Origin of the sequence: Ferrovibrio sp. MS7 (assembly GCF_038404985.1) — a bacterium.
In the GTDB taxonomy this organism is placed as follows: domain Bacteria; phylum Pseudomonadota; class Alphaproteobacteria; order Ferrovibrionales; family Ferrovibrionaceae; genus Ferrovibrio; species Ferrovibrio plantarum.
The window spans coordinates 711,042-735,671 of sequence record NZ_JBBKBA010000002.1 but is presented as its reverse complement, the minus strand read 5'-3'; the positions used below and the strand labels follow the sequence as shown (position 1 = coordinate 735,671).

Sequence of the window (24,630 nt, the reverse complement as noted above, 5' to 3'; positions counted from 1 at the left end):
CTACTTGTGTTTGACTGGCGACGGTAACGCCCAATGAGGCGGCTTGTTGATCATAAAATAGGCATAAACCGGGTGGTGGCTAGCGCCGGTTCCGGAAAGAGCTATCCTATGGGCAGAATCACATGCAGGAGATCGGTATGCCAGAGGTGTTCGGTGGGGTATTCAAGGGTAAGCGGGTGGTGGTGGCGGGCGGCAGCCGGGGTATCGGCCGCTCTATCGCGCTTGGCTTCGCGGCCGGCGGCGCGGCGGTTTCGATCTGCGCCCGGGGCGCCGAGGGCGTCGCCAAGGCGGTGGCCGAACTTGGCGCCAAGGCCCATGGCGCGGCTTGCGATCTAGCCGATGGCAAGGCCGTCGCCGGATACATTGAGGCGGCGGCCACGGCATTGGGCGGCATCGACATCCTGATCAATAACGCCTCGGGCTTCGGCCGCAGCGACGACGAGGATGGCTGGGCCGCCTCGATCAATGTCGACCTGCTGGCGACTGTGCGTGCCTGCCGCGCCGCGTTGCCGTATCTGCAGAATGCCGGCGGCGGCAGCATCGTGCATATCTCCTCGATTTCCGGCCTGGGGCCGAGCACGCGCACGCCGCCCTATGGCGCGGTAAAGGCAGCGCTGATCCAGTATACCCAGACCCAGGCAGCGGCCCTGGCGGCGAAGAATATCCGCGTCAATTGCGTCGCGCCGGGTTCGATCGAATTCGTCGGCGGCGTGTGGGATCAGGCCCGCCAGCATAACCGCCCGCTATACGACGCCACGCTCGGCAGCATTCCCTTCGGCCGCATGGGCAAGCCGGAGGAAGTGGCTAATACCGTGCTGTTTCTGGCTTCCGACCTGGCGAGCTGGGTCACTGGCCAGACCATCGTGGTCGATGGCGGGCAGATGCTTTAAGCGAAACCCAGCAGGCGCAGATTCTCAATCATGTGATCCGGCGGCGGTGCTTCCACCTGCACCGCGGCTTTCTCGACATGATACGGGATCGCCAGCTTGCGCGCATGCAATTGCATCGGCATCGCGCCGTTCACGCCGTATTGCGCGTCGCCAAGCAGTGGGCAGCCGAGTGATGCCGCATGCACGCGGATCTGGTGCGTACGTCCGGTATGCGGCCGGAAGGCGATCCAGCTCAGGCTGCCGTTGCTGCCCAAAAGTTCGTAATCGGTGCGCGCCGGCTGGCCGGCGGAATTGGGTTCCATATGCCAGCCTTGCCGCGTGTTGATTTTCAGCAGCGCGAGATCGATGCGGCCGCGCGGTTCCGCCGGCTTGCCCTGCACGATGGCCCAGTAGGTTTTCACCACACGATGCTCGGCGAAAAGCTGGCCCAGGCGCCGCATCGCCTTTTCATGCCGCCCGAGCAGCAGGCAGCCACTGGTATCGCGGTCCAGGCGATGCGCTGGTTGCGGCAGGAAGCGGTTGCCGAAACGCAGCGCTTCGAGATGGTTTTCCAGGCTTTCCGGGGTTTTAGGGCCGGCATGCACCGCCAGCCCGGCGGGCTTGTTCAGCACCAGCAGGCAGGAATCCTGGTGCAGCACCAGGGCGATGGGATCAAGGTCAGCCATGGCCGCTGTGGTAGCACGATTATGTCAATCCGACGACTCCTGTGGCTCTGCCCAAGAAGTTGGCACGGTATTCGCTAGAGGATTTCGGTTTATTGTGATGAGGACGGTCGCTGATCGTCCGTGGACAGAAGTGCATGACCGTGACCACCGAGACCCGCAAGATCCTGCTCGACCTCTCGATCGACGACGCGCCGCGCCGATCCAGCGGCCGACCGACCCTGGCCGACGATCTGCGTCGCCGCCTTGCCGATGCGATCATGGCCGGTGAATTGCCGCCGGGCAGCCGGCTGGATGAGCATGACCTTGCCGACCGCTATGGCATGTCGCGCACGCCGGTGCGCGAGGCCCTGCGCCAGCTTGCCGCCGTTGGCCTTGCCGAATACCGGCCGCATCGCGGCGTTATCGTCGCCTTCCCGGAACAGCAGCGCATCGCCGAGATGTTCGAGGTGATGTCAGAACTCGAGGCGCTCTGTGCCCGGCTTGCCGCTTTGCGCATGGACGCCGCCGAGCGGCGCGATTTCGAGGCGATGCATCGCCGCTCGCTGGAACATGTGCGGGAAGGCCGCATGGAGGATTACGACGCCGCCAATCTGGCGTTCCACTCCGCGCTCTATCGCGGCGCCCATAACCGCTTCCTGGAGGAGACCACGCTGTCGGTGCGCCGCCGGGTGCAACCCTTCCGCCGCAGCCAGTTCCGTGTGCTGGGGCGTTTGGGCAATTCCTTCGCCGAGCATGACCGCATCGTCGAGGCCGTGCTGCGCGGCGATGCCCAGGCGGCGGAAAACAGCATGCGCGAGCATGTCAGCAAGGTCAGCGTGGCGTCAGCGACCTTGATCGAGGGCCGCCGCCAGCAGCAGATGGAAGACAGCGAAGCCTGATCCGCCTCGTCGGCTATTTCGCCAGCCAGGCGCGGTAGGCGCGCCAGTCGGCGAAGCGCGAAATGTCTTCCGCGCCTACCGTCGCTGCCGCCTCGCAGAGGAAGCCTTTCACCGTGGTGCCATCAGCCAGTGTCACCGTGCCGATGCCGAGTGGTGCCGGGATGCCGGCGACAAAGGCGCCGAAACCCGCCGTGGGCAGATCCCAGATTTCGCCGGCCAATGCCACGCCGCTTTCTGCCACGCGCAGCACGCCGGGGCGCGGCGGGCCGCCGGCATCGATGCGGTAGAGCTTGTAGATCGGCGCGGTCTTGATCTCGGCGACATAGCGGCCGCCAAGGCCAAGGATTTCGTGGTTCAGCGGCTGGCCCTGCATATGGGCGCCGAACACCGCGATGCGGATGCTGGGCGAGGGCGGTGCTGCCGTTGCCGCCGTTTCCGGCAGGGCATGGCCGGTGGCGCCGAGCGGCAGCTTGGCCTTGGCATGGAAGGCGGCGCCGAAGCCGGCGAGTTTGGCCTCGAAGAAGGCCGGGGCGATCAGCGTCACGCCACTCGGCAGGCCATCGGCGCGCATCGCATTCGGCACGGCAAGGGCGCTGAGATCGAAGTAATTCACGAAATTCGTGTAGTAGCCGAGATTGGCGTTGAGCTTCAGCGGCTCGGCCAGGATTTCGGCGACGCGGTAGATCGTGCCGCTGGTCGGCACCAGCATGAAATCAACCTCGCCCCAGATCGGGTCGATCTGCTGCTTCAAGGCTCGCAGCCGCTGCTGCATGCGGTAGAGATCGACCGCGCTGGCGGATTGGCCACTCTCCAGGATGCCGCGCGTCACCGGATGGAAAGCATCCGCATGATCGCGGAAGAAATCATGCAACGCCGTCACCCGTTCGGCAGCGCCAGGCGGCGAATAGAGCATCGCCTGTGCTTCGGCGAAGGGCGCGTAGTCAATCACCTGCTTCTCGCCGCCCATGGTCTCAAAGCGCGCCACGGCGGCATGGAACAGCTTTTCGGCCTCGGCATCGCCAAAGAATTGCGGTTTGTCAGGCACGGCGAAACGGAACTTGGCCGGGCAGGGCGGCACGGTGGAGCGGAAACCCGCCGGCGCGCTGCGTGAATAGGCATCAGCCGCATCCAGGCCGCGCGCCGCTTCCAGCACCGCCATGGCATCGGCGACCGTAAGGGCGAAAACCGAAATGCAATCCAGCGAACGGCAGGCCGGCAGCATGCCGCTGGAACTGATCAGGCCGATGGAGGGCTTGAGGCCGACGATGTTGTTGAAGCCGGCCGGCACGCGGCCGGAGCCGGCGGTATCGGTGCCGAGCGAGAAGCTGACCAGGCCGGCGCTCACCGCCACAGCCGAGCCCGAGGACGAACCGCCCGGCACATACTCCTTGTTGAACGGGTTCACCGCCACACCATAAGGCGAGCGCACGCCAACCAGGCCGGTGGCGAACTGGTCCAGATTGGTCTTGCCGATGACGATGGCGCCGGCGGCTTCCAGCTTTGCCACCGCCGTCGCGGATTGCGACGGGGTATAGGCGAAAGCCGGGCAGGCCGCCGTGGTCGGCAGGCCGGCGACGTCGATATTGTCCTTCACCGCGAAAGGGATGCCGTAAAGCGGCTTGCCCGCCGGGCCGGCGGCCTCCAGTGCGGCGGCGCGCTTGAGCAGGGCTTCGGGCGGGGTGAGGCTGAGCCAGACCGCATCCTGGCCCCGGGCCGCTATCGCCTCGGCAATGGCGGCGACCAGTTTGGAAGGGCTGGTTTCGCCTGCTGCATAGGCTGCCTGCAGGGTGGCAATGCTAAGGCTGGGCAGAGTCATGGAAAGCTCCGGCAAGAGGTGTCGAGGTCGTTGTATGCAACTGTCATACCGGCCCATAACTGCACGATTGCCTTGAAATTATGCGACTTTTCTCGATCCTGCTGCCGCGCACTTAGTCATATTGCCTCTAGTGTATGGATATTAAATAGGCAATCCAGTTTCTGCGCAAAGCTGCAACCTCTGCACCGTCTGGTGGTGGTGAGTGGTGATTCTCCTAGCCATTTCAGCAACGTGCATACAATTCGCATAAACGGGCCGTCACCATGGCACGCCCGTTGCAGTGCAATAGGCATCGGACCCGAACTGGAGACTGCCATGCGCCGCCGTGCCTTTCTCGTAGCCACTACGATACTTTCCGCTTTATCGCTGCTGGGCGCTGCCGCACCGGCCGAGGCCCAGGGCCGCAAGGATACTTTGCTGGTGCTGGTGGAGAACGGCCCGAACAGCATGGACATCCACGGCGTCGGCACCAGCTTCCGCTCCTATGTAGCGGCGTGGAACATGTATGACCGCCTTGTCTCCTTCGGCATCAAGACGTTGCCGGATGGCACGCAGATGTACGATTACAGCAAGATCGTGCCGGAACTGGCCGAGAGCTACACGGTCTCGCCGGACGGCAAGAGCTTCACCTTCAAGATCCGCCGCAACGCGAAATTCCACGACGGCGAGCCGGTGACGGCGCATGACGTGAAGTGGTCCTACGACCGTGCCGTCTCTGTCGGTGGCTTCCCCACCTTCCAGATGGCCGCCGGCTCGCTGACCAAGCCGGAGCAGTTCGTGGTGGTGGACGACTACACCTTCCGCGTCGACCTGCCGAAGCGCGACAAGCTGGCTCTGCCCGACATGGCCGTGGTGGTGCCTGCGATCTACAATTCCAAGCTGGCCAAGAAGAACGCCACGGAGAAGGATCCGTGGGCGATGGACTGGATGAAGACCAATGGTGCCGGCGGCGGCGCCTATAAGCTGGAAAAGTGGACGCCGGGCCAGGAAACCATCCTGGTGCGCAACGACGACTGGAAGAATGGCCCGCTGCCCAAGATTCAGCGCGTCATCCTGCGCGAGGTGCCGCAGGCCGGCAACCGCCGCGCCCTGATGGAACGCGGCGACGCCGATATCTCGGTGGATATGCCGCAGAAGGATTCCGCCGAACTGCTCGCGCTCGGTGAAGCCGGCAAGTACAAGGTTGTCGGCGTGCCGGTGGAGAATTCGCTGAAATATGTCGGCATGGTCTCCACCATGAAGCCCTTCGATAATCCGAAGGTGCGTCAGGCCATTGCCTATGCCACGCCGTTCGAGCAGATCTACAAGACTGCCATCTATGGCCGCGGCATTCCGATGTCCGGCGGTCCGGCCGATGCGCCCAAGGATGCGGTCTGGCCGCAGCCTTTCCCCTACAAGACCGATCTTGTCAAAGCCAAGCAGCTCTTGACCGAGGCCGGTTATCCTGATGGTTTCGAGACCACCATCTCCATCGATCTTGGCGATGCCACGGCTTCGGAACCGGAAGCCGTGCTGCTGCAGCAGTCGCTGGCGCAGATCGGCATCAAGACCACCATCGAGAAGATCCCGGGCGCCAATTTCCGCAATGCCATGCTGCAGAAGAACCGGCCGCTGCATATCGCCAGCTTTGGCGGCTGGCTGAACTTCCCGGATTACTTCTTCTTCTGGGGCTACCATGGCCAGAACGCGGTGTTCAACACCATGTCCTACCAGAACAAGGCGATGGACGCCCTGATCGATGCCTCGCGCTATGAGGAAGACCCGGCCAAGTATGCCGAGCAGGTGAAGGGCTTTATCAAGATGGCGATTGATGAAGTGCCGCGCGTGCCGATGTACCAGCAGATCCTTGATGTCGGCATGCAGAAGAACATCAAGGGCTATACCTACTGGTTCCACCGCCAGCTCGATTTCCGCCAGCTCGAAAAGCTCTGAGAACCGGCTGACCCATGCTGCGGCTGATCAGCAAAAGGTTGGTGAGTGCCATCCCGAGCATCATCGGGGTGCTGATCGTCACCTTCCTGCTCACCCGCGCCTTGCCCGGCGACCCGGCGGTGTATTTCGCCGGGCCCGCCGCCAGCCAGGAGGCCATCGAACAGATCCGCAAGGCGCTCGGGTTGGACAAGAGCCTGCCCGAGCAGTTCGTGGTCTATGTGAAGGATCTGGTACGCGGCAATCTTGGCAACTCCATTGCCACCGGTCGCCCGGTGGTGGAGGAGATCGCCACGCGCCTGCCGGCATCGCTTGAACTGACCTTGATCGGCCTGATCGTTTCTGTCGGCATCGCGGTGCCGCTCGGCATCGCGGCGGCAACACGGCCAGGGTCATGGATCGACCATAGCTGCCGAGTCATCACCACGGCGGGCGTCAGTCTGCCGGCCTTCTTCAGCGGCCTACTGCTGATCTATGTGCTTTACTATCTGCTCGGCTGGGCGCCGGCACCACTTGGCCGGCTCGATATTTATGCCTCCACGCCGCCGCATGTCACTGGCCTGTATCTGGTCGACAGCCTGCTGGCGCGCGATGGCGAAACCTTCGTCTCGGCGCTGAAGCAGTTGGCGCTGCCGGCCTTCACGCTGGCCTTCTTTACCCTGGCACCGCTGGCGCGCATGACGCGCGCCTCGATGCTGGAAGTGCTGAGCAGCGATTTCATCCGCACCGCACGGGCCAGCGGCCTGTCGAAAACCAAGGTGATCTACGGCTATGCCTTCCGCAACGCCATGCTGCCGGTGATTACCACGCTGGGCATGGTGTTCTCCTTTCTGCTCGGTGCCAATGTGCTGGTGGAGAAGGTGTTCTCCTGGCCCGGCATCGGCACGTTTGCCATCGAGGCACTGATCGCTTCCGATTACGCCCCGATCCAGGGCTTCGTGCTCACCATGGCGATGCTCTATGTGGCACTGAACCTGCTGATCGACATCCTCTACATCGTGATCGACCCGCGCGTCGGTTTCGAATCATGAGGGGCTTTGAATCATGAACGCCACGCTGAAGCATATTCGTTACGTGATCACCGAAAACCCGGTGACGCTGTTCGCCTTCAGCCTGTTTTTCCTGCTGCTCTTCGCGGCCATCTTCGGGCCGCTGCTGGCGCCCTATGACCCGCTGGCCACCGATGCCAGCCGGGCGCTGAAGCCGCCCTCGGCGCAATTCTGGTTCGGCACCGATGCTTTGGGCCGCGATATTTTCAGCCGCGTGCTGGTGGCGACAAGGCTTGATCTCACCATCGCTTTCGCCGCCGTGATCCTCACCTTCGGCATCGGCGCCATTGCCGGCATCGCGGCGGGCTATTTCGGTGGCTGGCCAGACCGCATCGTCGGGCGCATCGGCGATACCATCATGGCCTTCCCGCTCTTCGTGCTGGCCATGGGCATCGTCGCGGCTCTGGGCAACACGGTGGGCAATATCGTGATCGCCACCGCGATCATCAATATGCCGCTCTATGCCCGTGTCGCCCGCGCCGAAGCCAATGTGCGGCGCAATGCCGGCTTCATCGAGGCGGCGCGGCTTTCCGGCAATTCGGAAGGCCGCATCCTGTTCATGCATATCCTGCCCAACATCCTGCCGATCCTGATGGTGCAATGCTCGCTCACCATGGGCTATGCCATCCTGAATGCGGCGGGCCTGAGCTTCATCGGCCTCGGCATCGCGCCGCCGACGCCGGAATGGGGCATCCTGGTGGCGGAAGGGGCGCAGTTCATCATCTCCGGCGAATGGTGGGTGGCGCTGTTTCCAGGCCTTGCCCTGATGCTGGCGGTGTTCTGCTTCAACCTGCTCGGCGATGGTCTGCGCGATATTGTCGATCCCCGGAGGCGCACATGAGTGCGCCGACCAGAAAATGCTGAGGCGAACGTAGCCATGACAGCCGTTCCTCTGCTCTCCGTTACCGACCTCAGTGTCGATTTCCGCACCCGCTCAGGCATCGTGAAAGCGCTCGACCGTGTCGATTTCGATATTCACAAGGGCGAGATGGTGGCGATTGTCGGCGAGTCCGGTTCGGGCAAGTCGGTGACGGCCTATACCGTGATGGGCATTCTCGATCCCGCCGGCAAGGTCACTACCGGCAGTGCAGTGTTCGGTGGTCTCGACCTGCTGCAAGCCAGCGAGGGTGCGCTGCGCGAATTGCGCGGCCGCGAGATGTCGATGATCTTCCAGAATCCGCGCGTGGCACTGAACCCGATCCGCCGGGTGGGGCAGCAGATTGCCGATGTGCTGATCGAGCATGGCGGCGTCACCCATGCCGAGGCACCGAAACGCGCCATCGATATGTTGCAGAAAGTGCGCATCCCCGATCCGGAACGCCGCGCCAAGGCCTATCCTTTCGAGCTTTCCGGCGGCATGTGCCAGCGCATCATGATCGCCATTGCGCTCGCCTGCCAGCCGAAGCTGCTGATCGCCGACGAACCGACCACCGGCCTGGATGTGACCACCCAGGCGGTGATCATGGATCTGGTGCAGGAACTCGGCCAGGCCCAGGGCATGGCGACCGTGCTGATCACCCATGATCTCGGCATGGCGGCGGAATACTGCGACCGCATCGTGGTGATGCATGCCGGCCATGTGGTGGAAAGCGCACCGACGGTGGAACTGTTCCGCAATCCACGCCATCCCTACACGGCCAAGCTGATCGCCGCCACGCCGCGCCCCACCGCCTCGCTGGCAAGCCTGGCCTCGATTCCCGGCTCGCTGCCCGATCTGCGCGCCGAAAGCATTCCGCCCTGCCGCTACAGCCTGCGTTGCGAACGCAAGCTGGCCAATTGCGAGCGTTCGCTGCCCAAGCAGCAGCGCGGCGATGGCGGCCTCGTTGCCTGCTGGAATCCGCTATGACCGACGCCCCCGCTCCCCTGCTCGATATCGCCTCGCTTTACAAGCTGTTTCCGGTCGGGCAGAAGCCTGGCCTGTTTGCCCGTGCCCGCGGCGCCGACAAGCCGGTGGCCAAGCTGCATGCAGTGGATAATGTCAGCTTCCAGGTCGCGCGCGGCGAAACGATGGGCCTGGTTGGCGAGTCCGGCTGCGGCAAGTCGACTTTGGTCCGCCTGATCACTCGCCTGCTCGACCCCAGCGATGGCAGCATCCGGCTGAACGGCGAGGAAATCGGCCATATGCCGGCCAAGGGTTTCGGCTCCAGCCCCTATCGGCCGCGCGTGCAGATGGTGTTTCAGGATGCCACCGACAGCCTTAATCCACGTTACACCGCCTTCGATGCCATCGCCGATCCGATCCATCGCCTGAAGCCCATGCCCAAGGATAAGCTGAAGCCGCGCGTCGAGGAACTGGCCGAGCTCTGCGGCTTGCCTGTAGCCTTGCTCAGCCGCTTCCCGCATCAGCTTTCCGGCGGCCAGAAGGCGCGCGTCGGCATTGCCCGCGCCATCGCCGTGGACCCGGAATTGCTGATCCTGGATGAGCCGACGGCGGCACTCGACGTGTCGGTGCAGGTGGTGATCCTGCAATTGCTCGAGACCCTGAAGCAGAAGCTCGGCATGAGCTATCTGTTCGTCAGCCACGACCTCAATGTGGTGCGGCTGCTCTGCGACCGCGTCATGGTGATGTATCTCGGCAAGATCGTGGAAATCGGGCCGGCGGAATCGGTGTTCCGCAATCCGCGCCATCCCTATACCAAGGCCTTGCTTTCGGCGATCCCGCATTTCGATCCCGGGGTGGAGACGCAGCGGGTGCGGCTGGGCGGCGAGCCGCGCAGCCCGATTGATCCGTCGCCGAATGTCTGCCGCTTTTATGGCCGCTGCCCGAAAGGCGATAGCGCTTGCGAAACCACCATGCCAGAATTGCGTGCCATGGCGGCGGGCCATCAGGCCGCCTGCCACAAGGCAACGCCAGACCCGGATTTGATGCGTGAGGTAGCGTAAAAGTCATGGCTGAATTCGATGCGGAAGCTTATCTCGATCAGGCTCTGGCGCTGACCGGCCTGGAACTCGATCCGGCCTATCGCCCGGGCGTGATCGATAACCTCAAGCGCTCAGCGGCCATCGCCAAGGTTTATCTCGATTTTCCGCTGCCCGACGATGTCGAGCCGGCGGCGACCTATGTGCCATGATCGACCATACCAGCACGGCTGCTGAAATCGCCGCTGCCGTCTCCACCGGCAAGGTCAGTGCGGCGGAAGCGGTGGAAGTATCGCTCGCCCGTATCAGGGCCACCAATCCGCAGCTTAACGGCTTCATCGACATCACGGCTGAACGCGCCCGCGCCAAGGCCAAGGCCGTGGATGCGGCGAAGGTGCGCGGCGAGGTGCTCGGCCCGCTCGCCGGTGTGCCTTTTGGCGTCAAGAACCTGTTCGATATCGCCGGGCTGCCGACGCTGGCCGGTTCCAAGATCAACCGCGACCATGCCCCGGCCAAGCAGGACGGCACCCTGGTGCGCCGCATGGAAGCCGCCGGCGCGGTGCTGGTCGGTGGCCTCAACATGGGCGAATACGCCTATGATTTCACCGGCGAGAACAGCCATTACGGGCCCTCGCGCAATCCGCATGACCCGAACCGTATGTCGGGTGGCTCGTCCGGCGGTTCGGGCACGGCGGTGGCTGCCGGCATGGTGCCGGTAAGCCTCGGCTCCGATACCAATGGCTCGATCCGTGTGCCCTCCTCGCTGTGCGGCCTGTTTGGCCTCAAGCCGACCTTTGGCCGGCTGTCGCGCCATGGCAGCTTCATGTTCGTTGCCAGCATTGATCATCTCGGGCCCCTGGCACGCAGCACCGCCGACCTGGCCCTGAGCTACGATGCCATGCAGGGGCCGGATGCCGAGGATCCGGCCTGCGCCCAGCGTGCCATTGAGCCGGCCTTCCCGGAACTGGATAAGGGCATCGATGGCCTGCGCATCGCCGTGGCCGATGATTATTTCGCCAGCGGTGGCGAGCCCTATGCCCATGCGGCGGTGGAAGCCTTCGCCAAGGCGCTGGGCGTGACGCGGCGCGTCACGGTGCCGGAAGCCAAGCGCGGTCGCTCGGCGGCCTATGTCATCACCGCCCATGAAGGCGCCAACCTGCATCGCCAGCGCCTGCGCGAGCGACCGCAGGATTTCGACCCCGATACACGCGACCGCTTCTTCGCCGGCCTGATGCTGCCCGGCGACTGGTATGTGCAGGCGCAGCGTTTCCGTCGCTGGTATCGTGCGCGGCTCTTGGAAATGTTCAAGGACGTGGATGTGCTGCTGGCGCCGGCGACGCCTTGTTCGGCGCCTTTGCTGGGCCAGAAGATGATGACAATCGCGGGTGTCGAGATGCCGGTACGGGCCAATCTCGGCATCTTCACGCAGCCGATTTCCTTTGCCGGCCTGCCGGTGGTGGCGACGCCCTATGCCGATGCCCGGCCGCTGCCGATCGGCGTGCAGGTGATCGCGGCGCCCTGGCGCGAGGACCTGGCCCTGCGCGTGGCGCGGCAACTGGAAAAGATCGGTATTGCTTCGTCGAGGGTGGCATGAGCCTGGAAATCAATATCCCCGAGGTGCTGGCGGAAGTGCAGGCGCAGTTCGCCCGCTACGAAAAGGCGCTGACCGGCAACGATGTGGCAGTGCTGGACGAACTGTTCTGGAACAGCCCGCATACGTTGCGCTATGGCGTCACCGAGAACCTGCATGGCTACGCGGCCATTGCCGCTTTCCGTTCTTCGCGTCCATCAGCGGGCCTGGAGCGTACGATCTATAATACGGTGATCACCACCTATGGCCGCGACTTCGCCACGGCCAATACCGAATTCCAGCGGGCGAACAGCACCAAGACTGGCCGTCAGAGCCAGACCTGGATGCGCACGCCCGAGGGCTGGCGGGTGATTTCCGCCCATGTCAGCCTGCTCGACGCCCCGAAAACCTGACGCTGCTGCCCGCTTGGGCAGAGTTCTGCCGCGATAGCGAGCAACTAAAGAGGCGCCCGACGCAAGTCCGGCGCCTTTTTCAGCTTTTTTACGCCCATTTGACGGCTTGGTTACGGCTGGCACGCCGATTGCACACATCAATGGGTCGGATTGCATGCTGTATGCAGCGTGCGAAAAGCCAACCGCCCAGGCTCAAGCAGCCGAAAACCAGAGGAAGAGGCCACCCCAATGACCCGCAAGACCTCGATCAACCGCCGTTCGCTCGTCAAGGCCGGCCTGGCCGGCGCCGCTGTCGGCGGTTTCGCCATGCCCAATGTTGTTGCCGCGCAGTCGCGGACCTTCCAGTGGAAGATGACCAACGCTTACGGTCCGGGTTCGCCCTTCTATGTCGCTGGCCCCGGCAGCCCCACCGATTTCTGCGAAATGGTCAAGAAGATGTCGGGCGGCCGCCTGACGATCCAGCATTTCGCCGCTGGCGAACTGATCCCGGCGCTGGAGGGCTTCGATGCGGTGTCCAAGGGTGTGGTGGAGATGAATGCCGCCAACAGCTACTTCTGGGCCGGCAAGATTCCTGCCGCACAGTATTTCACCGTGGTGCCGTTCGGCCTGAATTTCCAGGGCCAGACCGCGTGGATCTACCATGGTGGCGGTCAGAAGCTGTGGGAAGAACTCTACGCGCCGTTCGATCTGGTGCCGATGGCGATGGGCAATACCGGCGTGCAGATGACCGGCTGGTACCGCAAGCCGGTGACCAGTGTGGATGACTACAAGGGCCTGAAGATGCGCATCCCGGGCCTGGCGGGCAAGGTCTATGCCGCGCTCGGCGTCGACGTGAAGCTGTTGCCTGGCGGCGAAATCTTCCCGGCACTGGAACGTGGCGTGATCGACGCGGCCGAATTCGTCGGCCCCTACCAGGACCGCCGCCTCGGCCTGCAGAAGGCAGCGAAATACTACTACACCACGGGCTGGCACGAGCCGTCCAACGTCACCGAACTGATTGTCAACAAGAAGGCCTTCGAGTCACTGCCGGCCGACCTGCAGGAAATCGTGCGTGTCGCCGCCGCCGCCTGCAATACCATCAGCCACACTTGGTGCGAGGCGACCAATGCCGAGGCGCTGGACGATCTGGTGAAGAACCAAGGCGTCACGGCGCAGCCGCTGCCGGTCTCGATCGTCGCCAAGCTGAAGGAAGTGACCGAAGCGGTGCTGAACGATGGCGCGGCCAAGGACCCGTCGATCAAGAAAGTGCACGATGCCTTCATGGCATTCAAGGCTAACCACGATAAGTGGGCCGGCATCTCGGAAGCCGTCTATCAGGGCCAGATTCGCGGTCAGTTGAGCAAGGCGTAATCTCCTCCATGTCTGCCTCCCGTCTGGAGTCCGCCGCCCGCAAGCTCGATTTTCTTGTCGAGCATTGCGGGCGGCTTGCATCCTGGACCGGCTTTGCGCTGGTCCTGGTCATGGCCTTCAATGTGCTGCTGCGTTACGGCTTCCGCACCGGATCCGTGGCGATGCAGGAGCTTGAATGGCATCTGATGGCGCCGGTCTCGCTGCTCTGCATGGCTTATGCGATCAAGCATGAAGGTCATGTCCGGGTGGATATTCTCTATGGCCGCTTCTCCCCGAAAATGCAGCAGGTGGTGGAATTCATCTCCTGCCTTGCCGCCGTGGCGCTCTGCGTCATCGTCATCAAGCTGAGCTTCGGCTATGTCGAGCAATCCTACCGCATCGGCGAGAAATCGCCCGATCCCGGTGGCCTGCCATACCGCTTCATCCTCAAGGCGATGATCCCGGCCGGTTTCGTGCTGCTGCTGCTGCAAAGTCTGGCGGCCACCTGTCGCGCCCTGATCCCTTTGCTTGGCGGCCCACCATCGCAGAACAAGCCTGATCAAGAGTTGGAACATGCCGCTTAACGAAATCCTGGCTATTTCCTGTATCGTTTCGTTTTTCCTGTTGTTAGCCGTGGGTGTGCCGGTTGCGCTGACGCTGGCGATCAGCGGTTTCTTTTTCGGCTATCTCGGTTTCGGCGCGTTGCTGTTCAATCTGCTGCCGGCGCGCATCTTCGGGGTAACGGCCAATTATACCCTGATCGCCATTCCGCTTTTCGTCTTCATGGGCATGATGCTGGAGAAGTCGAAGATCGCGAATGACCTGATGGAGGTGATCGGCCATCTCTCCGGCGGCTTGCGCGGCGGCATGGGCATCGGCATCGTGCTGGTTGGCGTACTGATGGGCGCCACTACCGGCATTGTCGGTGCCACCATCGTCACGCTGGGCCTGCTGACGTTGCCCACATTGCTGCGGCGCGGCTACAACAAGTCCATCGCCTGCGGCACCATCTGCGCCTCGGGCACGCTCGGCCAGATCATCCCGCCCAGCACGATCATCATCCTGCTCGCCGATATTCTCGGCCAGTCGGTCGGCACACTGTTTGCCGCCGCCGTGTTCCCGGGCCTGATGCTGTCTGGCATCTTCTGCATTTTCCTGCTGGTACTCGGCATGGTGAAGCCGGAAATGGTGCCGCCGATTCCGGCCGAGGAACGCTTCGCCATGAGCCGGCAGGAATTGCTGCAAAAGACCCTCAAAGTAGGCCTGCCGCCTATCGCCCTGGTGCTGGCGGTGCTGGGTTCCATCATCGCCGGCGTTGCGGCGCCGACGGAAGCCGCCTCCATGGGGGCGCTGGGTTCCATCCTTGTGGCGGCGATTTCCGGCCGCCTGAACTGGCAGATGCTGAAGGAAACGGTCTATGCCACCGGCCGCATCACCGCCTCGATGATGTTCATCCTGATCTGCGCCCAGGTTTTCGCCCTGGCTTTCCGTGGTCTGCAAGGCGAGCAACTGGTGCATGATTTCTTCAAGATCGTGCCCGGCGGCATCACCGGCGTGCTGTGGTTCATGATGTTCCTGATCTTTATCCTCGGCTTCTTCATCGAATGGATTGAGATCAGCTACATTGTCGTACCGCTATTCCTGCCGATCCTGCAGGCGGCGAATGTCGATCTGGTCTGGGTAGCCACCCTGATCGCCCTCAATCTGCAGACTTCGTTCCTGACACCACCCTTCGGCTGGGCCCTGTTCTACCTGCGTGGCGTCGCTCCGCCGCAGGTTACGACCCTTGACATCTACAAGGGCGTGGTCCCATTCATCGGGCTGCAATTGATCGCGCTGGTCATCGTCTTCTTCAACCCCACCATCGCCACCTGGCTGCCCAAGGCCATCGGCTGGTAGGCAGGGGCGGTCAGGCAGGGCCCCGGCGCCGCGAGGCCAAGTCATGTCGCTCGATCTCAGTCAGGTTCTGTTGTTTGGCGCGCTGCTGCTCGCCGCCGGTGCGGTGGCGGGCATCACCGCCGGCCTGCTCGGGGTTGGCGGCGGTATCGTCATCGTGCCGGTGTTGTGGCACCTGTTCTCGGCCCTTGGCATCGACGAGGATGTGCGCATGCATGTCGCGGTCGGCACCTCGCTGGCCTCGATCATCGCCACCTCGGTTTCCTCGGTCCGGTCGCATCACAAGCGCGGCGCGGTGGATTTCACCCTGCTGAAAAGCTGGGGACCGTGGATTTTCTTTGGCGTGCTCTGTGGCACCGCGCTGGCGAGCTATGTGCGCGGCCCGGTGCTCAGCGCCGTTTTCGCCACCGTGGCTTTGGTCGTGTCGTTGCATATGGGTTTCGCCAAGCCGGAATGGCGACTTGCGGAAAGCCTGCCGAAGGGGGCGCCGAAAGCCCTGCTGGCCGGTACCATCGGCACCATCTCGGCCATGATGGGCATTGGTGGCGGCACGTTGAGCGTGCCGATCCTGTCGCTGTTCGGTTATCCGATCCACCGCGCGGTGGGCACTGCCGCTGCCATCGGTTTCATCATCGGCATTCCCGGCGCCATCGGTTTCGTGCTGGCGGGCTGGAATGTGCCTGGCCTGCCGCCATTCTCCCTGGGCTATATCAGCCTGATCGGCTTCGCCCTGATCTTCCCGACCTCGACCTTGCTGGCACCCTATGGCGCCAAGCTGGCGCATGGTCTCAATACCCGCAATCTCAAGCGTGTCTTCGCCGTCTTCCTCGGCTTCACGGCGTTGCGCATGTTCTACGACCTGCTCACCTGAGGACCTAGCTATGCTCCACACCCCGCGCGCCCGTCGCGGCATGGTCACCGCGCCGCATCACCTGGCCTCCCAGGCCGGCCTCGCCGTGTTGCGCGAGGGCGGCAATGCCATCGAGGCGACGGTGGCGATGGCGGCGGCGCTGGCCGTGGTCTACCCGCATATGACCAGCATCGGTGGCGATGGCTTCTGGCTGGTGGCGCAGCCGGGCCAGGTGCCGGAAGCGGTGGAGGGCTGCGGCGCGGCCGTGGCCAAGGCCGATGTGGCGCTTTATCGCGCCCAGGGCCTGGAAAGCATCCCGTGGCGCGGGCCGCTTGCCGCCAATACCGTGGCCGGCACCATTTCTGGCTGGGGCGAGGTGCTGAAGACTTCCGTCGCCTGGGGCGGCAAGCTGCCCTTGAGCCGTTTGGTGGAAGAGGCTGCCTGGCATGCCGAAAATGGCTTCGCTGTCACGCTGAGCCAGGCCGAACTCACCGAGCAGAAATGGCCTGAGCTGAAGGATGCGCCGGGCTTCAAGGAAGCTTTCCTGATCGATGGCTGTCTGCCGCGCGAAGGCGAGCGCATGAAACTGCCAGCCTTGGGCGCGACATTGAAGCGCATCGGCCAGGCCGGTACCGAGGATTTCTATCGCGGTGAATTGGCCAGGAGCCTGGCCGCCGACCATGCCCGCTTTGGCACGCCGCTGGCGCAGAGCGATTTGGCGGTGCATCAGGCGCGGCGGCCCGCGGCGCTTTCAGTCGCGCTGAAGAATGCCACGCTCTACAATTTCGCGCCGCCGACCCAGGGTTTTGCTTCGCTGATGATCCTCGGCCTGTTCGACCGGCTGAATGTGCGCGAGGCGGAAGGCTTCGCGCATATTCATGGCCTGGTGGAGGCAACCAAGCAGGCCTTCCTGATCCGCGACCGCATCCTCGGCGATCCGGATTCGATGCCGGAGCAGCCGGGGCCTTATCTTGCGCCGGAGGCGCTGGACCAGTTGGTGCAGCGCATAGACCGCGAAAAGGCTTTGCCCTGGCCCTATCCGGTCAATCCCGGTGACACGGTGTGGATGGGGGCCATTGATGGCGAGGGCCGCCAGGCCAGTTTCATCCAGAGCATCTATTTCGAATTCGGCTCCGGCTGCGTGCTGCCGGAAAGCGGCATCGTGTGGCAGAATCGCGGCTCAAGCTTCCTGCTCAGCGGCAAGGGGCCGCGCCTGCTGGCGCCTGGCCGACGCCCGTTCCACACCCTCAATCCGGCGATGGCGCGCTTCAAGGATGGCCGCGACATGGTCTATGGCACCATGGGCGGCGAGGGCCAGCCGCAGACTCAATCCGCCCTGTTCAGCCGCTACGGCCTGTTCGGCCAGCCGCTGCAGCAGGCGATCACCGCGCCGCGCTGGCTGCTGGGCAAGACCTGGGGCGAGAACAGCGTGACGCTGAAGCTGGAAGGCCGCTTCGATCCCGATCTGGTGGCGCATCTCAGCCGTGCCGGCCACGACGTGGAGATGATGGCGGATTTCACCGCCACCATGGGCCATGCCGGCGCCATCGTGCGGCATCCGGATGGTGCCCTGGAGGGCGCTACCGATCCGCGCAGCGACGGAGCCGTTGCCGCTTTCTGACGGGGCCGCTACTCTGCGCGCCATGACGCGCAGCATCGAAGACATCGTCGCCCTTTCGCCGGTCATCCCCGTGGTGGTGGTGGAAGCGGTGCAGGATGCGGTGCCGCTGGCCGAGGCCTTGCTCGCAGGCGGCATCGGCATCATCGAAATAACACTGCGCACACCGCAGGCCCTGGAAGCCGCCGCCCGTGTCGCCAAGGCAGTGCCGGGTATCGCACTCGGCATCGGTTCGGTGCTGGACCACCGGCAATTGGCGGCTGCCCGCGATGCCGGCGCGCATTTCATTGTCACCCCCGGCACGCCGCCGAAGCTCGGCGAGGCGCTGGCACGCTCCGGTCTGGCGGCGTTGCCCGGCAGCGGCACGGTGAGCGAGATGCTGGCGCTCCGCGATCTCGGTTTCCGCCATATGAAATTCTTTCCCGCCGAGCCGGCCGGCGGCATGGCCTATCTCAAGGCGGTAAGCGGCCCCATCGCCGATCTGCGTTTCTGCCCCACCGGCGGCATCGATGCGGAAAAAGCCAAGAACTATCTGACGCTGCCGAATGTGCCCTGCGTCGGCGGTTCCTGGCTGGCGCCCGAGGCGCTGGTGCGCGCCCGCGACTGGGCTGCCATTACCAAGCGTGCCACGGATACGCTCGCCGCGCTTAAATCCTGATTAACCCGCCCCCGCAAAGCAGCCAAAACACACAAGGAAACGCCATGAAGCTGTATTACTCGCCGACCTCGCCCTATGTGCGCAAGGTCGTGGTGCTGGCCATCGAAACCGGCCTCAATGACAAGATCGAGCGCGTCAATAAGGTGGTGTCGCCGGTGTCGCGCGACGAACTGGTGGCCGCTAGCAATCCGCTCGGCAAGGTGCCGACCTTTGTCACCGATGACGGCCAGGCGCTCTACGACAGCCGCGTGATCTGTGAATATCTCGACAGCCTGGCGGGCAACAAGCTGTTCCCGGCCAGCGGCAAGGCGCGCTGGACCGCCCTGGTGCGCCAGGCGCTGGGTGATGGCCTGCTCGATGCCGCGTTGCTGGTGCGCTACGAAGGCTTCCTGCGGCCCGAGGACAAGCGCTGGTCGGACTGGACCAGCGGCCAGTCGACCAAGATGGCGGCGAGCCTCGCAGAAATTGAGCGCCAGGCGCCGTCCTTTGGCGACGGCCTGGATATCGGCCTGATCAGCATCGGCTGCGCGCTCGGCTATCTCGATTTCCGCTACGCCGACATGAACTGGCGCGATACCTACAAGGCCACTGCCGCCTGGGCGGCGAAGCTGTTCGAGCGCCCGTCCTTCAAGGCAACGGTGCCGGCGGCCTGACGGAGCTGTAAGGCAATGGGACTGCCAGGGCTGATCCTGGCCCTGGTGGTCGGCACGGTCTATTTCATGCCGGCCTTGTTCGCCTGGCGCCGGCGCGTTCCGCGCGCCGGCCTGATTTTTCTGGCCAATGCGGCTTTGGGCTGGACGGTGATTGGCTGGATCGTGCTGCTGATCCTGGCCCTCAGGCCGCAGAACCCGGCACCAGGGTAACGCCGGCACCGGTGAAGCCGATCCAGGCATCGCTGCCGATGGCGAGCGGCCGTCCCACATGCGGATCGACGATGAACACCTCACCCTGCGGCGTGGTCACCGTGTATTCCATATGGGTGCCGAGATAGGCCGCCTTGCGGATCACGCCCTGCAAGGCGGGAGTCGCCGGCGCGGTGTCGCTCAGCACCAGCGCCTCTGGCCGTGCGGCGATCCTGGCCCTGCCGGAATTCAAGCCACGGCGCGGCAGTTCCAGCACCACATTGCCCAGCCTAACTTCGGCGCGGGCATCGTCCAGCGGCAATACCTCCGCTTCCAGCACATTGGCATCGCCGATGAAATCGGCGACGAACAGATTCGCCGGGCGCTCATAGAGGTCGCGCGGGCTGCCCGATTGCGCGATCTCGGCATTCGACATCACGATGATGCGGTCGGAAACCGCAAGGGCTTCCTGCTGGTCATGGGTCACATAGACCACGGTTAGCTTCAGGCTCTGCTGCAATTCGCGGATATCCTCGCGCACGCGGCGGCGCAGCTTGGCATCCAGATTCGACAAGGGCTCGTCGAACAGCAGCACGGTTGGCTCCAGCACCAGGGCGCGCGCCACCGCCACGCGCTGTTGCTGGCCGCCGGAAAGCTCCGACGGCAGGCGCTTTTCCAGCCCGGCCAGACCCATCAGCTTCAGCTTCTCGGCTGCCATGGCTTCCGCCTTGGCCTTGTCGATGCCGCTCACCAGCGGACCATAGGCGGCATTTTCCAGCACGGTCATATGCGGAAACAAGGCATAGGACTGGAACACCATGCTGACGCCGCGTTCGGCAGCCGATAGCCGCGTCACGTCGCGCCCGCCGATCAGGATGCGGCCAGCACTTGCCATCTCCAGGCCGGCGATGAGGCGCAATGTGGTGGTCTTGCCGCAGCCCGATGGTCCGAGCAGAGTCACCAGCGTTCCCGGCTCGATGGTGAATGACACGTCCTTCACGGCGGTGAAGGCGCCGTAGCGCTTCACTACCTGCTGGAATTCGACCGAAGCCGGCTGCTGGGACATTTATGCTCTGGGCTTACTTGGGCTGCGATCCGACATCCTTCTCCCAGCGCGCGATCAGCCGCTTGCGCTCGGCGGAGGTGCCATATTTGGCGAAGTCGTAGTCGATCAGCTTCACCTGCTCCAGCTTCGGCGCCTTGGGTGGCGTCGGGGTCTGCGGGTTGCTCGGGATCTGGTAGGACTTGCCCTGCACCGCCAGCGCCTGGGCTTCCGGCGTCAGGGCGAATTCATACCACTTCTTGGCATTTTCCAGATTGCGCGCGCCCTTGATGATCGACATCGAGCCGATCTCGTAGCCGGTGCCCTCGCAAGGCGCCTGCACCGCGACCGGGAAGCCTTCCACGGCCTCGGCCACGGCATCATGCAGAAACATCACGCCGATCATGGTTTCGCCGCGCGCCGTGTTGCGCGCCGGCGCCGGGCCGGAGCGGGTATACTGGTTCACCTGCCCGTGCAGGCCCTTGAGATAGGCGAAGGCCTTGTCCTCGCCCATCAACTGCACCAGCGTGGCGATGGCGGTATAGGCAGTGCCCGAGGAAGCCGGATTGGAAATCTGCACCTCGTCCTTGTATTGCGGCTTCAAGAGGTCGGCCCAGCACATCGGCGGCTGCACCTTCTTCTTGGCGATCAGCTCGGTGTTGTAGGCAAAACCGAGCGTGCCGGCATAAATGCCGACCGTGCGGTAGCCCGATTGCTTGGCCTGGCTCTGCGCCCAAGGATGCAGCTTCTCAAGCTGCGGCGAGCGATAGGCTTCGCTCAAATTTTCTTCCGCCATCTGCAGATGCGGGTCGCCGGTGCCGCCCCACCAGATATCGCCCTTGGGGTTGCTGGCCTCGGCGCGGATCTGCGCCAGCGTTTCGCCCGAACCCTTCTGCGTCATCGTCACCTTGATGCCGGTCTTCTTCTCGAAGGCGTTGGACATCACCTGGCACCAGTCCATCAGAGCGCTGCAATATACCGTGACCTGGGCCTGGGCCGGCTGGGCGGCAAAAAGAGCCGTGCTGGCCAGCAGGCCGGCGGCAATCAGAGTATTACGCATGGTGTTCCTCCTTGTGCGTTTTCTTGAGCCTCACTTCGGCAGCGAAGCCACTTCCTTTTCCCAGCGCTCTAGCAGCCGCTTGCGTTCGGCGGCCGAGCCGTATTTCACGAAGTCATAGTCGATCAGTTTCACTTCCTCCAGCCTCGGCGTGTTGGGCGGGATCGGCGCCTCCACGTTGCTGGGAATCTGGAAGCTCTTGGCCCGGGCGCCGGTGGCCTGCGCCGCCGGGCTGAGTACATACTCATACCACTTGCGCGCATTCTCCGGATTCTTGCCGCCTTTCACCAGCGACATCGAGCCGATCTCGTAGCCGGTGCCCTCGCAGGGCGCTATCGAAGTGACCGGCGCGCCAAGCTGCGCCTCCGCCACGGCAGCGAACATCCAGGTGATGCCGAGCAGGCTTTCGCCGCGCGCCACATTGGCCATCGGTGCCGCGCCGGAGCGCGGATACTGGTTCATGTTGACATGCAGCTTCTTCATATAGGCGAAGGCCGGTTCCTCGCCCATGATCTGCACCAGGGTCGCCAGCACAGTATAGGAGGTGCCGGAGGTGGCCGGGCTCGACATCTGGATTTCGTCGCGATAGGCCGGGTTCAGCAGGTCGGCCCAGCATTTCGGCGCCGGCAGCTTGCGCTTCGCCAGGGCATCGGTGTTCCACACGATGCCAAGCGTGCCGGCATAAATGCCGACGCTGCGCCAGCCGGAAATTTCCGCCGCGCGCTGCGCCCAGGGGTGCAGCTTGGGCAGGGTCGGGCTCTTGTATTCCTGCAGCAGGCCGAGTTCGGCCGCCTGGAGATGGGAGTCGGTCGGGCCGCCCCACCACACATCGGCGCGCGGATTGTCGGCCTCGGCGCGGATCTGCGCGAAGGTCTCGCCGGTGCTCTTGGTCGTTACCTGCGCCTTGATGCCGGTATCGCGCTCGAAGCTCGCGCGCATCAATTCGCACCATTCGCTGAGCAGGCTGCAATAGACCGTCACGGTCGGTTGCGCTTTGGCTTCGGCGCCAAGCAGAAGCACGAACGGTAAGGCGAGCAGGCAGCGTTTCAGCATGGGATTGTCTCCATGAGTTAACCGGCACCAAAAGGCGCAAGCTGGTCACTGGCGGCACGGCGGCCGATGCGGCGTTCGCCGACCAGCCATTGAATGCCGATGATGGCCAGGATCATCACCAGGATCAGGGCCGAGGAATAGGCGATGGCAAGGCCGAGTTCGCCGGCCTCGACGCGGCCGACGATATAGGCGGTGGAAAGATTGTATTGCGCGGTGACCAGGAAGATCACGGCGCTCACCGCCGTCATGGCGCGCACGAAGCTGTAGACCAGGGCGGCGATGATGGCGGGGCGCAGCAGCGGCAGCATGATGCGCCGGAGCGTGCCGCCGGTGCCGGCGCCCAATGTGAGCGAGGCTTCATCCAGGCTCTTGTCGATCTGGCTCAAGCTGGCAATGCCGGCGCGCACGCCGACCGGCATGTTGCGGAACACGAAGCACAGCACCAGGATCAGGCCGGTGCCGGTGAGTTCCAGCGGCGGGGTGTTGAACGCCATCACATAGGCAACGCCGATCACCGTGCCAGGGATGGCGAAGCTGAGCAGGGTGCCGAATTCAAAGGCGCGGCGGCCCTGGAAATCCTGGCGCGCCAGCAGGTAGGCCGTGAGTATCCCGATGCTAGCAGTGAGTGGCGCCGAGATGCCGGCCACACCCAGTGTGACCCAGAAGCTGTTCCAGGCCGCGCCGGTGAACAGCAGGCCATGCGGCCCCCAGTCGAGGCTGAAGCCGGCAAGGTAATGCGCCAGCGTGAAGCTGTGATCGCGGCCGACCGATTTCACGAAGCCACCGAACAGGATGGTGGCATAGATCACGATGGTGAAGGCTGCCCAGGGTAAAGCCAGGCCATAGGCCAGGTATGAGACGCGGCGCGGCAAGGCCTGGGCGATGCCGGCATCGCCCTTGCCGGTCATGGTGGTATAGCTTTTCTGCCCCAGCCAGCGTTGCTGCGCCCAGAATACGCCGAGCGTGAAGGCGAGCAGCACGAAGGCGAGCATGGCGGCCTTGCCCTGGTCATGGGCGGCGCCGACCACGGCGAAGAAGATCTTGGTCGAGAGCACTTCGAAATTGCCACCCAGCACCAGCGGATTGCCGAAATCCGCCAGGCTTTCGACGAAACCAAGCAGGAAGGCATTGGCGACGCCGGGGCGCAGCAGCGGCCAGGTGACGGTGCGGAAGGTGGTCCAGCGGCTGGCACGCAAGGTCTGCGCGGCTTCTTCCAGCGAGGGCGCGATGCCTTGCACCACGCCGATCAGCACCAGGAAGGCGATCGGCGTGAAGGCGAGCAATTGCGCGATCAGCACGCCGGTAAGGCCGTAGATCCAGCGCGAGCGCGGGATGTCGAACCATTCGGTGAGCAGCGCCGTGACCGCGCCGGAACGACCAAACAGCAGGATCAGCGCCAGGCCGATGACGAAAGGCGGCGTGATGATCGGCAGCACGGTCAGCGCCCGCAGCAGCGGCTTGAAGCGGAAGCTGGTGCGCACCGCGATCAGCGCAAAGGCGAGGCCCAGCGCCGTGGTGCCGGCGCCAACCAGCAGGGCGAGGAACAGGGTGTTCCAGGCGACGCCGCAGCGCTGCGGACCAGTGAGGCAATCCAGGCCCCAGATCGAGCTATCGGCAAGCCGGCCAAGGAAATGCAGCAGCGAAATCGCGCCCTGTTCGTCTTTCAGCGCATGCACCAGCACGATCAGCACCGGCAGGAACACGAACAGCGTGATCAGCGTGACGATGCCGGTGATGGAAGCAATGACGAAGGTATCGCCGCGGCACCAGCCAAGCCGGGCGAGGCCGAAGCTCAGCCACATCAAGGCGGCGATGCCATAGAATGTTGCGCCGAGGCCGAAGCCGGGCTGGCCGCCGGCGCCAAGCGAGCCGAGCAGGGCCAGCGTCGGCCCCTTGTGATCAATGGCGAAGCCTTGCGCGAAGAGATAGCCAAGCCCGAGCAGGCCGGCGGCGATCAGCCACCGCGCGCCGCGCCGGTGCAACGCCGCCAGGCCGAGCGGCAGCAGCAGCGGCCATAGCCAGCCATGGCCCTCGCGGGAAGCCAGCAGCCAGGCCGGCCCGGTATCCTGTGCCGGGAAGCTGCCAAGCCAGGCCAGCGAGGCGAGGCCGGCACCAGGCAGCGCATACCAGGGCAGCACCAGCAGACCGAGGGCAGCCACGGCCAGCCAGAATGTTACCGACTGGGGCGTGATGGGCCAGGCTGTGATGGGCCAGAG

General features: G+C 64.1%; 24 protein-coding genes. 18 read left to right on the top strand and 6 right to left on the bottom strand.

Features of this window, described 5'->3' with window-relative positions:
• Positions 1-122: 122 nt before the first annotated feature.
• Positions 123-890, top strand: a complete 768-nt coding sequence (locus V6B08_RS16725; protein ID WP_341982947.1) for an SDR family NAD(P)-dependent oxidoreductase — start codon at positions 123-125, stop codon at positions 888-890.
• On the opposite strand, the gene V6B08_RS16720 is transcribed toward V6B08_RS16725, so the two are convergent.
• Positions 887-1,555, bottom strand: coding sequence for an RluA family pseudouridine synthase (locus tag V6B08_RS16720; protein WP_341982945.1), 669 nt, complete (start codon positions 1,553-1,555; stop codon positions 887-889). The genes V6B08_RS16725 and V6B08_RS16720 overlap by 4 nt on opposite strands.
• A gap of 134 nt (positions 1,556-1,689) precedes the next feature.
• Between V6B08_RS16720 and V6B08_RS16715 the strand changes: the two genes are divergently transcribed.
• Positions 1,690-2,433, top strand: coding sequence for a GntR family transcriptional regulator (locus tag V6B08_RS16715; protein WP_341982943.1), 744 nt, complete (start codon positions 1,690-1,692; stop codon positions 2,431-2,433).
• Between the two features lie 13 nt (positions 2,434-2,446).
• Here V6B08_RS16715 and atzF read toward each other — a convergent pair whose 3' ends face one another.
• Positions 2,447-4,249, bottom strand: a complete 1,803-nt coding sequence (atzF, locus tag V6B08_RS16710; RefSeq protein WP_341982941.1) for an allophanate hydrolase — start codon at positions 4,247-4,249, stop codon at positions 2,447-2,449.
• Positions 4,250-4,564: 315 nt separating this feature from the next.
• On the opposite strand from atzF, the gene V6B08_RS16705 reads away from it, so the two are divergent.
• The 16 genes from V6B08_RS16705 (at position 4,565) to V6B08_RS16630 (ending at position 19,283) form a co-directional block, all read left to right on the top strand.
• Entirely contained in the window at positions 4,565-6,181 is a 1,617-nt protein-coding gene (locus tag V6B08_RS16705; protein ID WP_341982939.1) for an ABC transporter substrate-binding protein, read from the top strand.
• Between the two features lie 14 nt (positions 6,182-6,195).
• Positions 6,196-7,209 carry an ABC transporter permease gene (locus V6B08_RS16700; RefSeq protein WP_341982937.1) on the top strand — a complete coding sequence of 338 codons (1,014 nt, stop codon included), beginning with the start codon at positions 6,196-6,198 and terminating at the stop codon, positions 7,207-7,209.
• A 13-nt stretch (positions 7,210-7,222) separates the two neighbouring features.
• On the top strand, positions 7,223-8,068 hold the full coding sequence (locus V6B08_RS16695) for an ABC transporter permease (RefSeq protein WP_341982935.1): 846 nt from the start codon (positions 7,223-7,225) through the stop codon (positions 8,066-8,068).
• Positions 8,069-8,104: 36 nt separating this feature from the next.
• The gene (locus V6B08_RS16690; protein WP_341982933.1) at positions 8,105-9,073 is read left to right on the top strand and encodes an ABC transporter ATP-binding protein; all 969 of its coding nucleotides are present in this window, start codon (positions 8,105-8,107) and stop codon (positions 9,071-9,073) included.
• Positions 9,070-10,110 carry an ABC transporter ATP-binding protein gene (locus tag V6B08_RS16685; RefSeq protein ID WP_341982931.1) on the top strand — a complete coding sequence of 347 codons (1,041 nt, stop codon included), beginning with the start codon at positions 9,070-9,072 and terminating at the stop codon, positions 10,108-10,110. The genes V6B08_RS16690 and V6B08_RS16685 overlap by 4 nt, the downstream gene beginning before the upstream one ends.
• A gap of 5 nt (positions 10,111-10,115) precedes the next feature.
• Positions 10,116-10,298, top strand: coding sequence for a DUF4089 domain-containing protein (locus V6B08_RS16680; protein ID WP_341982929.1), 183 nt, complete (start codon positions 10,116-10,118; stop codon positions 10,296-10,298).
• Positions 10,295-11,680 (top strand): AtzE family amidohydrolase, encoded by a 1,386-nt coding sequence (locus V6B08_RS16675; protein ID WP_341982927.1) that lies wholly within the window; start codon positions 10,295-10,297, stop codon positions 11,678-11,680. Before V6B08_RS16680 ends, V6B08_RS16675 begins: the two co-directional genes overlap by 4 nt.
• On the top strand, positions 11,677-12,069 hold the full coding sequence (gene hpxZ, locus V6B08_RS16670; RefSeq protein WP_341982925.1) for an oxalurate catabolism protein HpxZ: 393 nt from the start codon (positions 11,677-11,679) through the stop codon (positions 12,067-12,069). The genes V6B08_RS16675 and hpxZ overlap by 4 nt, the downstream gene beginning before the upstream one ends.
• Positions 12,070-12,297: 228 nt before the next feature.
• On the top strand, positions 12,298-13,419 hold the full coding sequence (locus tag V6B08_RS16665; protein ID WP_341982923.1) for a TRAP transporter substrate-binding protein: 1,122 nt from the start codon (positions 12,298-12,300) through the stop codon (positions 13,417-13,419).
• Positions 13,420-13,427: 8 nt separating this feature from the next.
• Positions 13,428-13,982: a TRAP transporter small permease subunit gene (locus V6B08_RS16660; RefSeq protein ID WP_341982921.1), complete on the top strand. Its 555-nt coding sequence runs from the start codon at positions 13,428-13,430 to the stop codon at positions 13,980-13,982.
• Entirely contained in the window at positions 13,972-15,297 is a 1,326-nt protein-coding gene (locus tag V6B08_RS16655; protein WP_341982920.1) for a TRAP transporter large permease, read from the top strand. Before V6B08_RS16660 ends, V6B08_RS16655 begins: the two co-directional genes overlap by 11 nt.
• A gap of 43 nt (positions 15,298-15,340) precedes the next feature.
• On the top strand, positions 15,341-16,165 hold the full coding sequence (locus V6B08_RS16650; protein ID WP_341982918.1) for a sulfite exporter TauE/SafE family protein: 825 nt from the start codon (positions 15,341-15,343) through the stop codon (positions 16,163-16,165).
• 10 nt (positions 16,166-16,175) lie between these two features.
• The gene (locus V6B08_RS16645; RefSeq protein WP_341982916.1) at positions 16,176-17,765 is read left to right on the top strand and encodes a gamma-glutamyltransferase family protein; all 1,590 of its coding nucleotides are present in this window, start codon (positions 16,176-16,178) and stop codon (positions 17,763-17,765) included.
• Between the two features lie 22 nt (positions 17,766-17,787).
• A complete protein-coding gene (gene eda / locus V6B08_RS16640) occupies positions 17,788-18,420 on the top strand; it encodes a bifunctional 4-hydroxy-2-oxoglutarate aldolase/2-dehydro-3-deoxy-phosphogluconate aldolase (RefSeq protein WP_341982914.1) in 633 nt (210 codons plus the stop codon).
• A 44-nt stretch (positions 18,421-18,464) separates the two neighbouring features.
• The gene (locus V6B08_RS16635; RefSeq protein ID WP_341982912.1) at positions 18,465-19,073 is read left to right on the top strand and encodes a glutathione S-transferase; all 609 of its coding nucleotides are present in this window, start codon (positions 18,465-18,467) and stop codon (positions 19,071-19,073) included.
• Positions 19,074-19,088: 15 nt separating this feature from the next.
• A complete protein-coding gene (locus V6B08_RS16630) occupies positions 19,089-19,283 on the top strand; it encodes a superinfection immunity protein (protein WP_341982910.1) in 195 nt (64 codons plus the stop codon).
• On the opposite strand, the gene V6B08_RS16625 is transcribed toward V6B08_RS16630, so the two are convergent.
• Genes V6B08_RS16625 through V6B08_RS16610 form a run of 4 tightly spaced genes read right to left on the bottom strand, consistent with a single transcriptional unit; the run spans position 19,255 to position 24,573 of the window.
• Positions 19,255-20,328 carry an ABC transporter ATP-binding protein gene (locus tag V6B08_RS16625; RefSeq protein ID WP_341982907.1) on the bottom strand — a complete coding sequence of 358 codons (1,074 nt, stop codon included), beginning with the start codon at positions 20,326-20,328 and terminating at the stop codon, positions 19,255-19,257. The two genes, V6B08_RS16630 and V6B08_RS16625, sit on opposite strands and share 29 nt — an antisense overlap.
• A 13-nt stretch (positions 20,329-20,341) precedes the next feature.
• Entirely contained in the window at positions 20,342-21,364 is a 1,023-nt protein-coding gene (locus tag V6B08_RS16620; RefSeq protein WP_341982904.1) for an ABC transporter substrate-binding protein, read from the bottom strand.
• 30 nt (positions 21,365-21,394) lie between these two features.
• Positions 21,395-22,414 (bottom strand): ABC transporter substrate-binding protein, encoded by a 1,020-nt coding sequence (locus V6B08_RS16615; protein WP_341982902.1) that lies wholly within the window; start codon positions 22,412-22,414, stop codon positions 21,395-21,397.
• A gap of 17 nt (positions 22,415-22,431) precedes the next feature.
• Positions 22,432-24,573: an ABC transporter permease gene (locus V6B08_RS16610; RefSeq protein ID WP_341982900.1), complete on the bottom strand. Its 2,142-nt coding sequence runs from the start codon at positions 24,571-24,573 to the stop codon at positions 22,432-22,434.
• Positions 24,574-24,630: the final 57 nt, after the last annotated feature.

Excerpts from the sequence above, each read along its gene's own strand:
- V6B08_RS16725 (WP_341982947.1), top strand. The coding sequence starts at position 123 with ATGCAGGAGATCGGTATGCCAGAGGTGTTCGGTGGGGTATTCAAGGGT.
- V6B08_RS16720 (WP_341982945.1), bottom strand. The coding sequence starts at position 1,555 with ATGGCTGACCTTGATCCCATCGCCCTGGTGCTGCACCAGGATTCCTGC.
- V6B08_RS16715 (WP_341982943.1), top strand. The coding sequence starts at position 1,690 with ATGACCGTGACCACCGAGACCCGCAAGATCCTGCTCGACCTCTCGATC.
- atzF (WP_341982941.1), bottom strand. The coding sequence starts at position 4,249 with ATGACTCTGCCCAGCCTTAGCATTGCCACCCTGCAGGCAGCCTATGCA.
- V6B08_RS16705 (WP_341982939.1), top strand. The coding sequence starts at position 4,565 with ATGCGCCGCCGTGCCTTTCTCGTAGCCACTACGATACTTTCCGCTTTA.
- V6B08_RS16700 (WP_341982937.1), top strand. The coding sequence starts at position 6,196 with ATGCTGCGGCTGATCAGCAAAAGGTTGGTGAGTGCCATCCCGAGCATC.
- V6B08_RS16695 (WP_341982935.1), top strand. The coding sequence starts at position 7,223 with ATGAACGCCACGCTGAAGCATATTCGTTACGTGATCACCGAAAACCCG.
- V6B08_RS16690 (WP_341982933.1), top strand. The coding sequence starts at position 8,105 with ATGACAGCCGTTCCTCTGCTCTCCGTTACCGACCTCAGTGTCGATTTC.
- V6B08_RS16685 (WP_341982931.1), top strand. The coding sequence starts at position 9,070 with ATGACCGACGCCCCCGCTCCCCTGCTCGATATCGCCTCGCTTTACAAG.
- V6B08_RS16680 (WP_341982929.1), top strand. The coding sequence starts at position 10,116 with ATGGCTGAATTCGATGCGGAAGCTTATCTCGATCAGGCTCTGGCGCTG.
- V6B08_RS16675 (WP_341982927.1), top strand. The coding sequence starts at position 10,295 with ATGATCGACCATACCAGCACGGCTGCTGAAATCGCCGCTGCCGTCTCC.
- hpxZ (WP_341982925.1), top strand. The coding sequence starts at position 11,677 with ATGAGCCTGGAAATCAATATCCCCGAGGTGCTGGCGGAAGTGCAGGCG.
- V6B08_RS16665 (WP_341982923.1), top strand. The coding sequence starts at position 12,298 with ATGACCCGCAAGACCTCGATCAACCGCCGTTCGCTCGTCAAGGCCGGC.
- V6B08_RS16660 (WP_341982921.1), top strand. The coding sequence starts at position 13,428 with ATGTCTGCCTCCCGTCTGGAGTCCGCCGCCCGCAAGCTCGATTTTCTT.
- V6B08_RS16655 (WP_341982920.1), top strand. The coding sequence starts at position 13,972 with ATGCCGCTTAACGAAATCCTGGCTATTTCCTGTATCGTTTCGTTTTTC.
- V6B08_RS16650 (WP_341982918.1), top strand. The coding sequence starts at position 15,341 with ATGTCGCTCGATCTCAGTCAGGTTCTGTTGTTTGGCGCGCTGCTGCTC.
- V6B08_RS16645 (WP_341982916.1), top strand. The coding sequence starts at position 16,176 with ATGCTCCACACCCCGCGCGCCCGTCGCGGCATGGTCACCGCGCCGCAT.
- eda (WP_341982914.1), top strand. The coding sequence starts at position 17,788 with ATGACGCGCAGCATCGAAGACATCGTCGCCCTTTCGCCGGTCATCCCC.
- V6B08_RS16635 (WP_341982912.1), top strand. The coding sequence starts at position 18,465 with ATGAAGCTGTATTACTCGCCGACCTCGCCCTATGTGCGCAAGGTCGTG.
- V6B08_RS16630 (WP_341982910.1), top strand. The coding sequence starts at position 19,089 with ATGGGACTGCCAGGGCTGATCCTGGCCCTGGTGGTCGGCACGGTCTAT.
- V6B08_RS16625 (WP_341982907.1), bottom strand. The coding sequence starts at position 20,328 with ATGTCCCAGCAGCCGGCTTCGGTCGAATTCCAGCAGGTAGTGAAGCGC.
- V6B08_RS16620 (WP_341982904.1), bottom strand. The coding sequence starts at position 21,364 with ATGCGTAATACTCTGATTGCCGCCGGCCTGCTGGCCAGCACGGCTCTT.
- V6B08_RS16615 (WP_341982902.1), bottom strand. The coding sequence starts at position 22,414 with ATGCTGAAACGCTGCCTGCTCGCCTTACCGTTCGTGCTTCTGCTTGGC.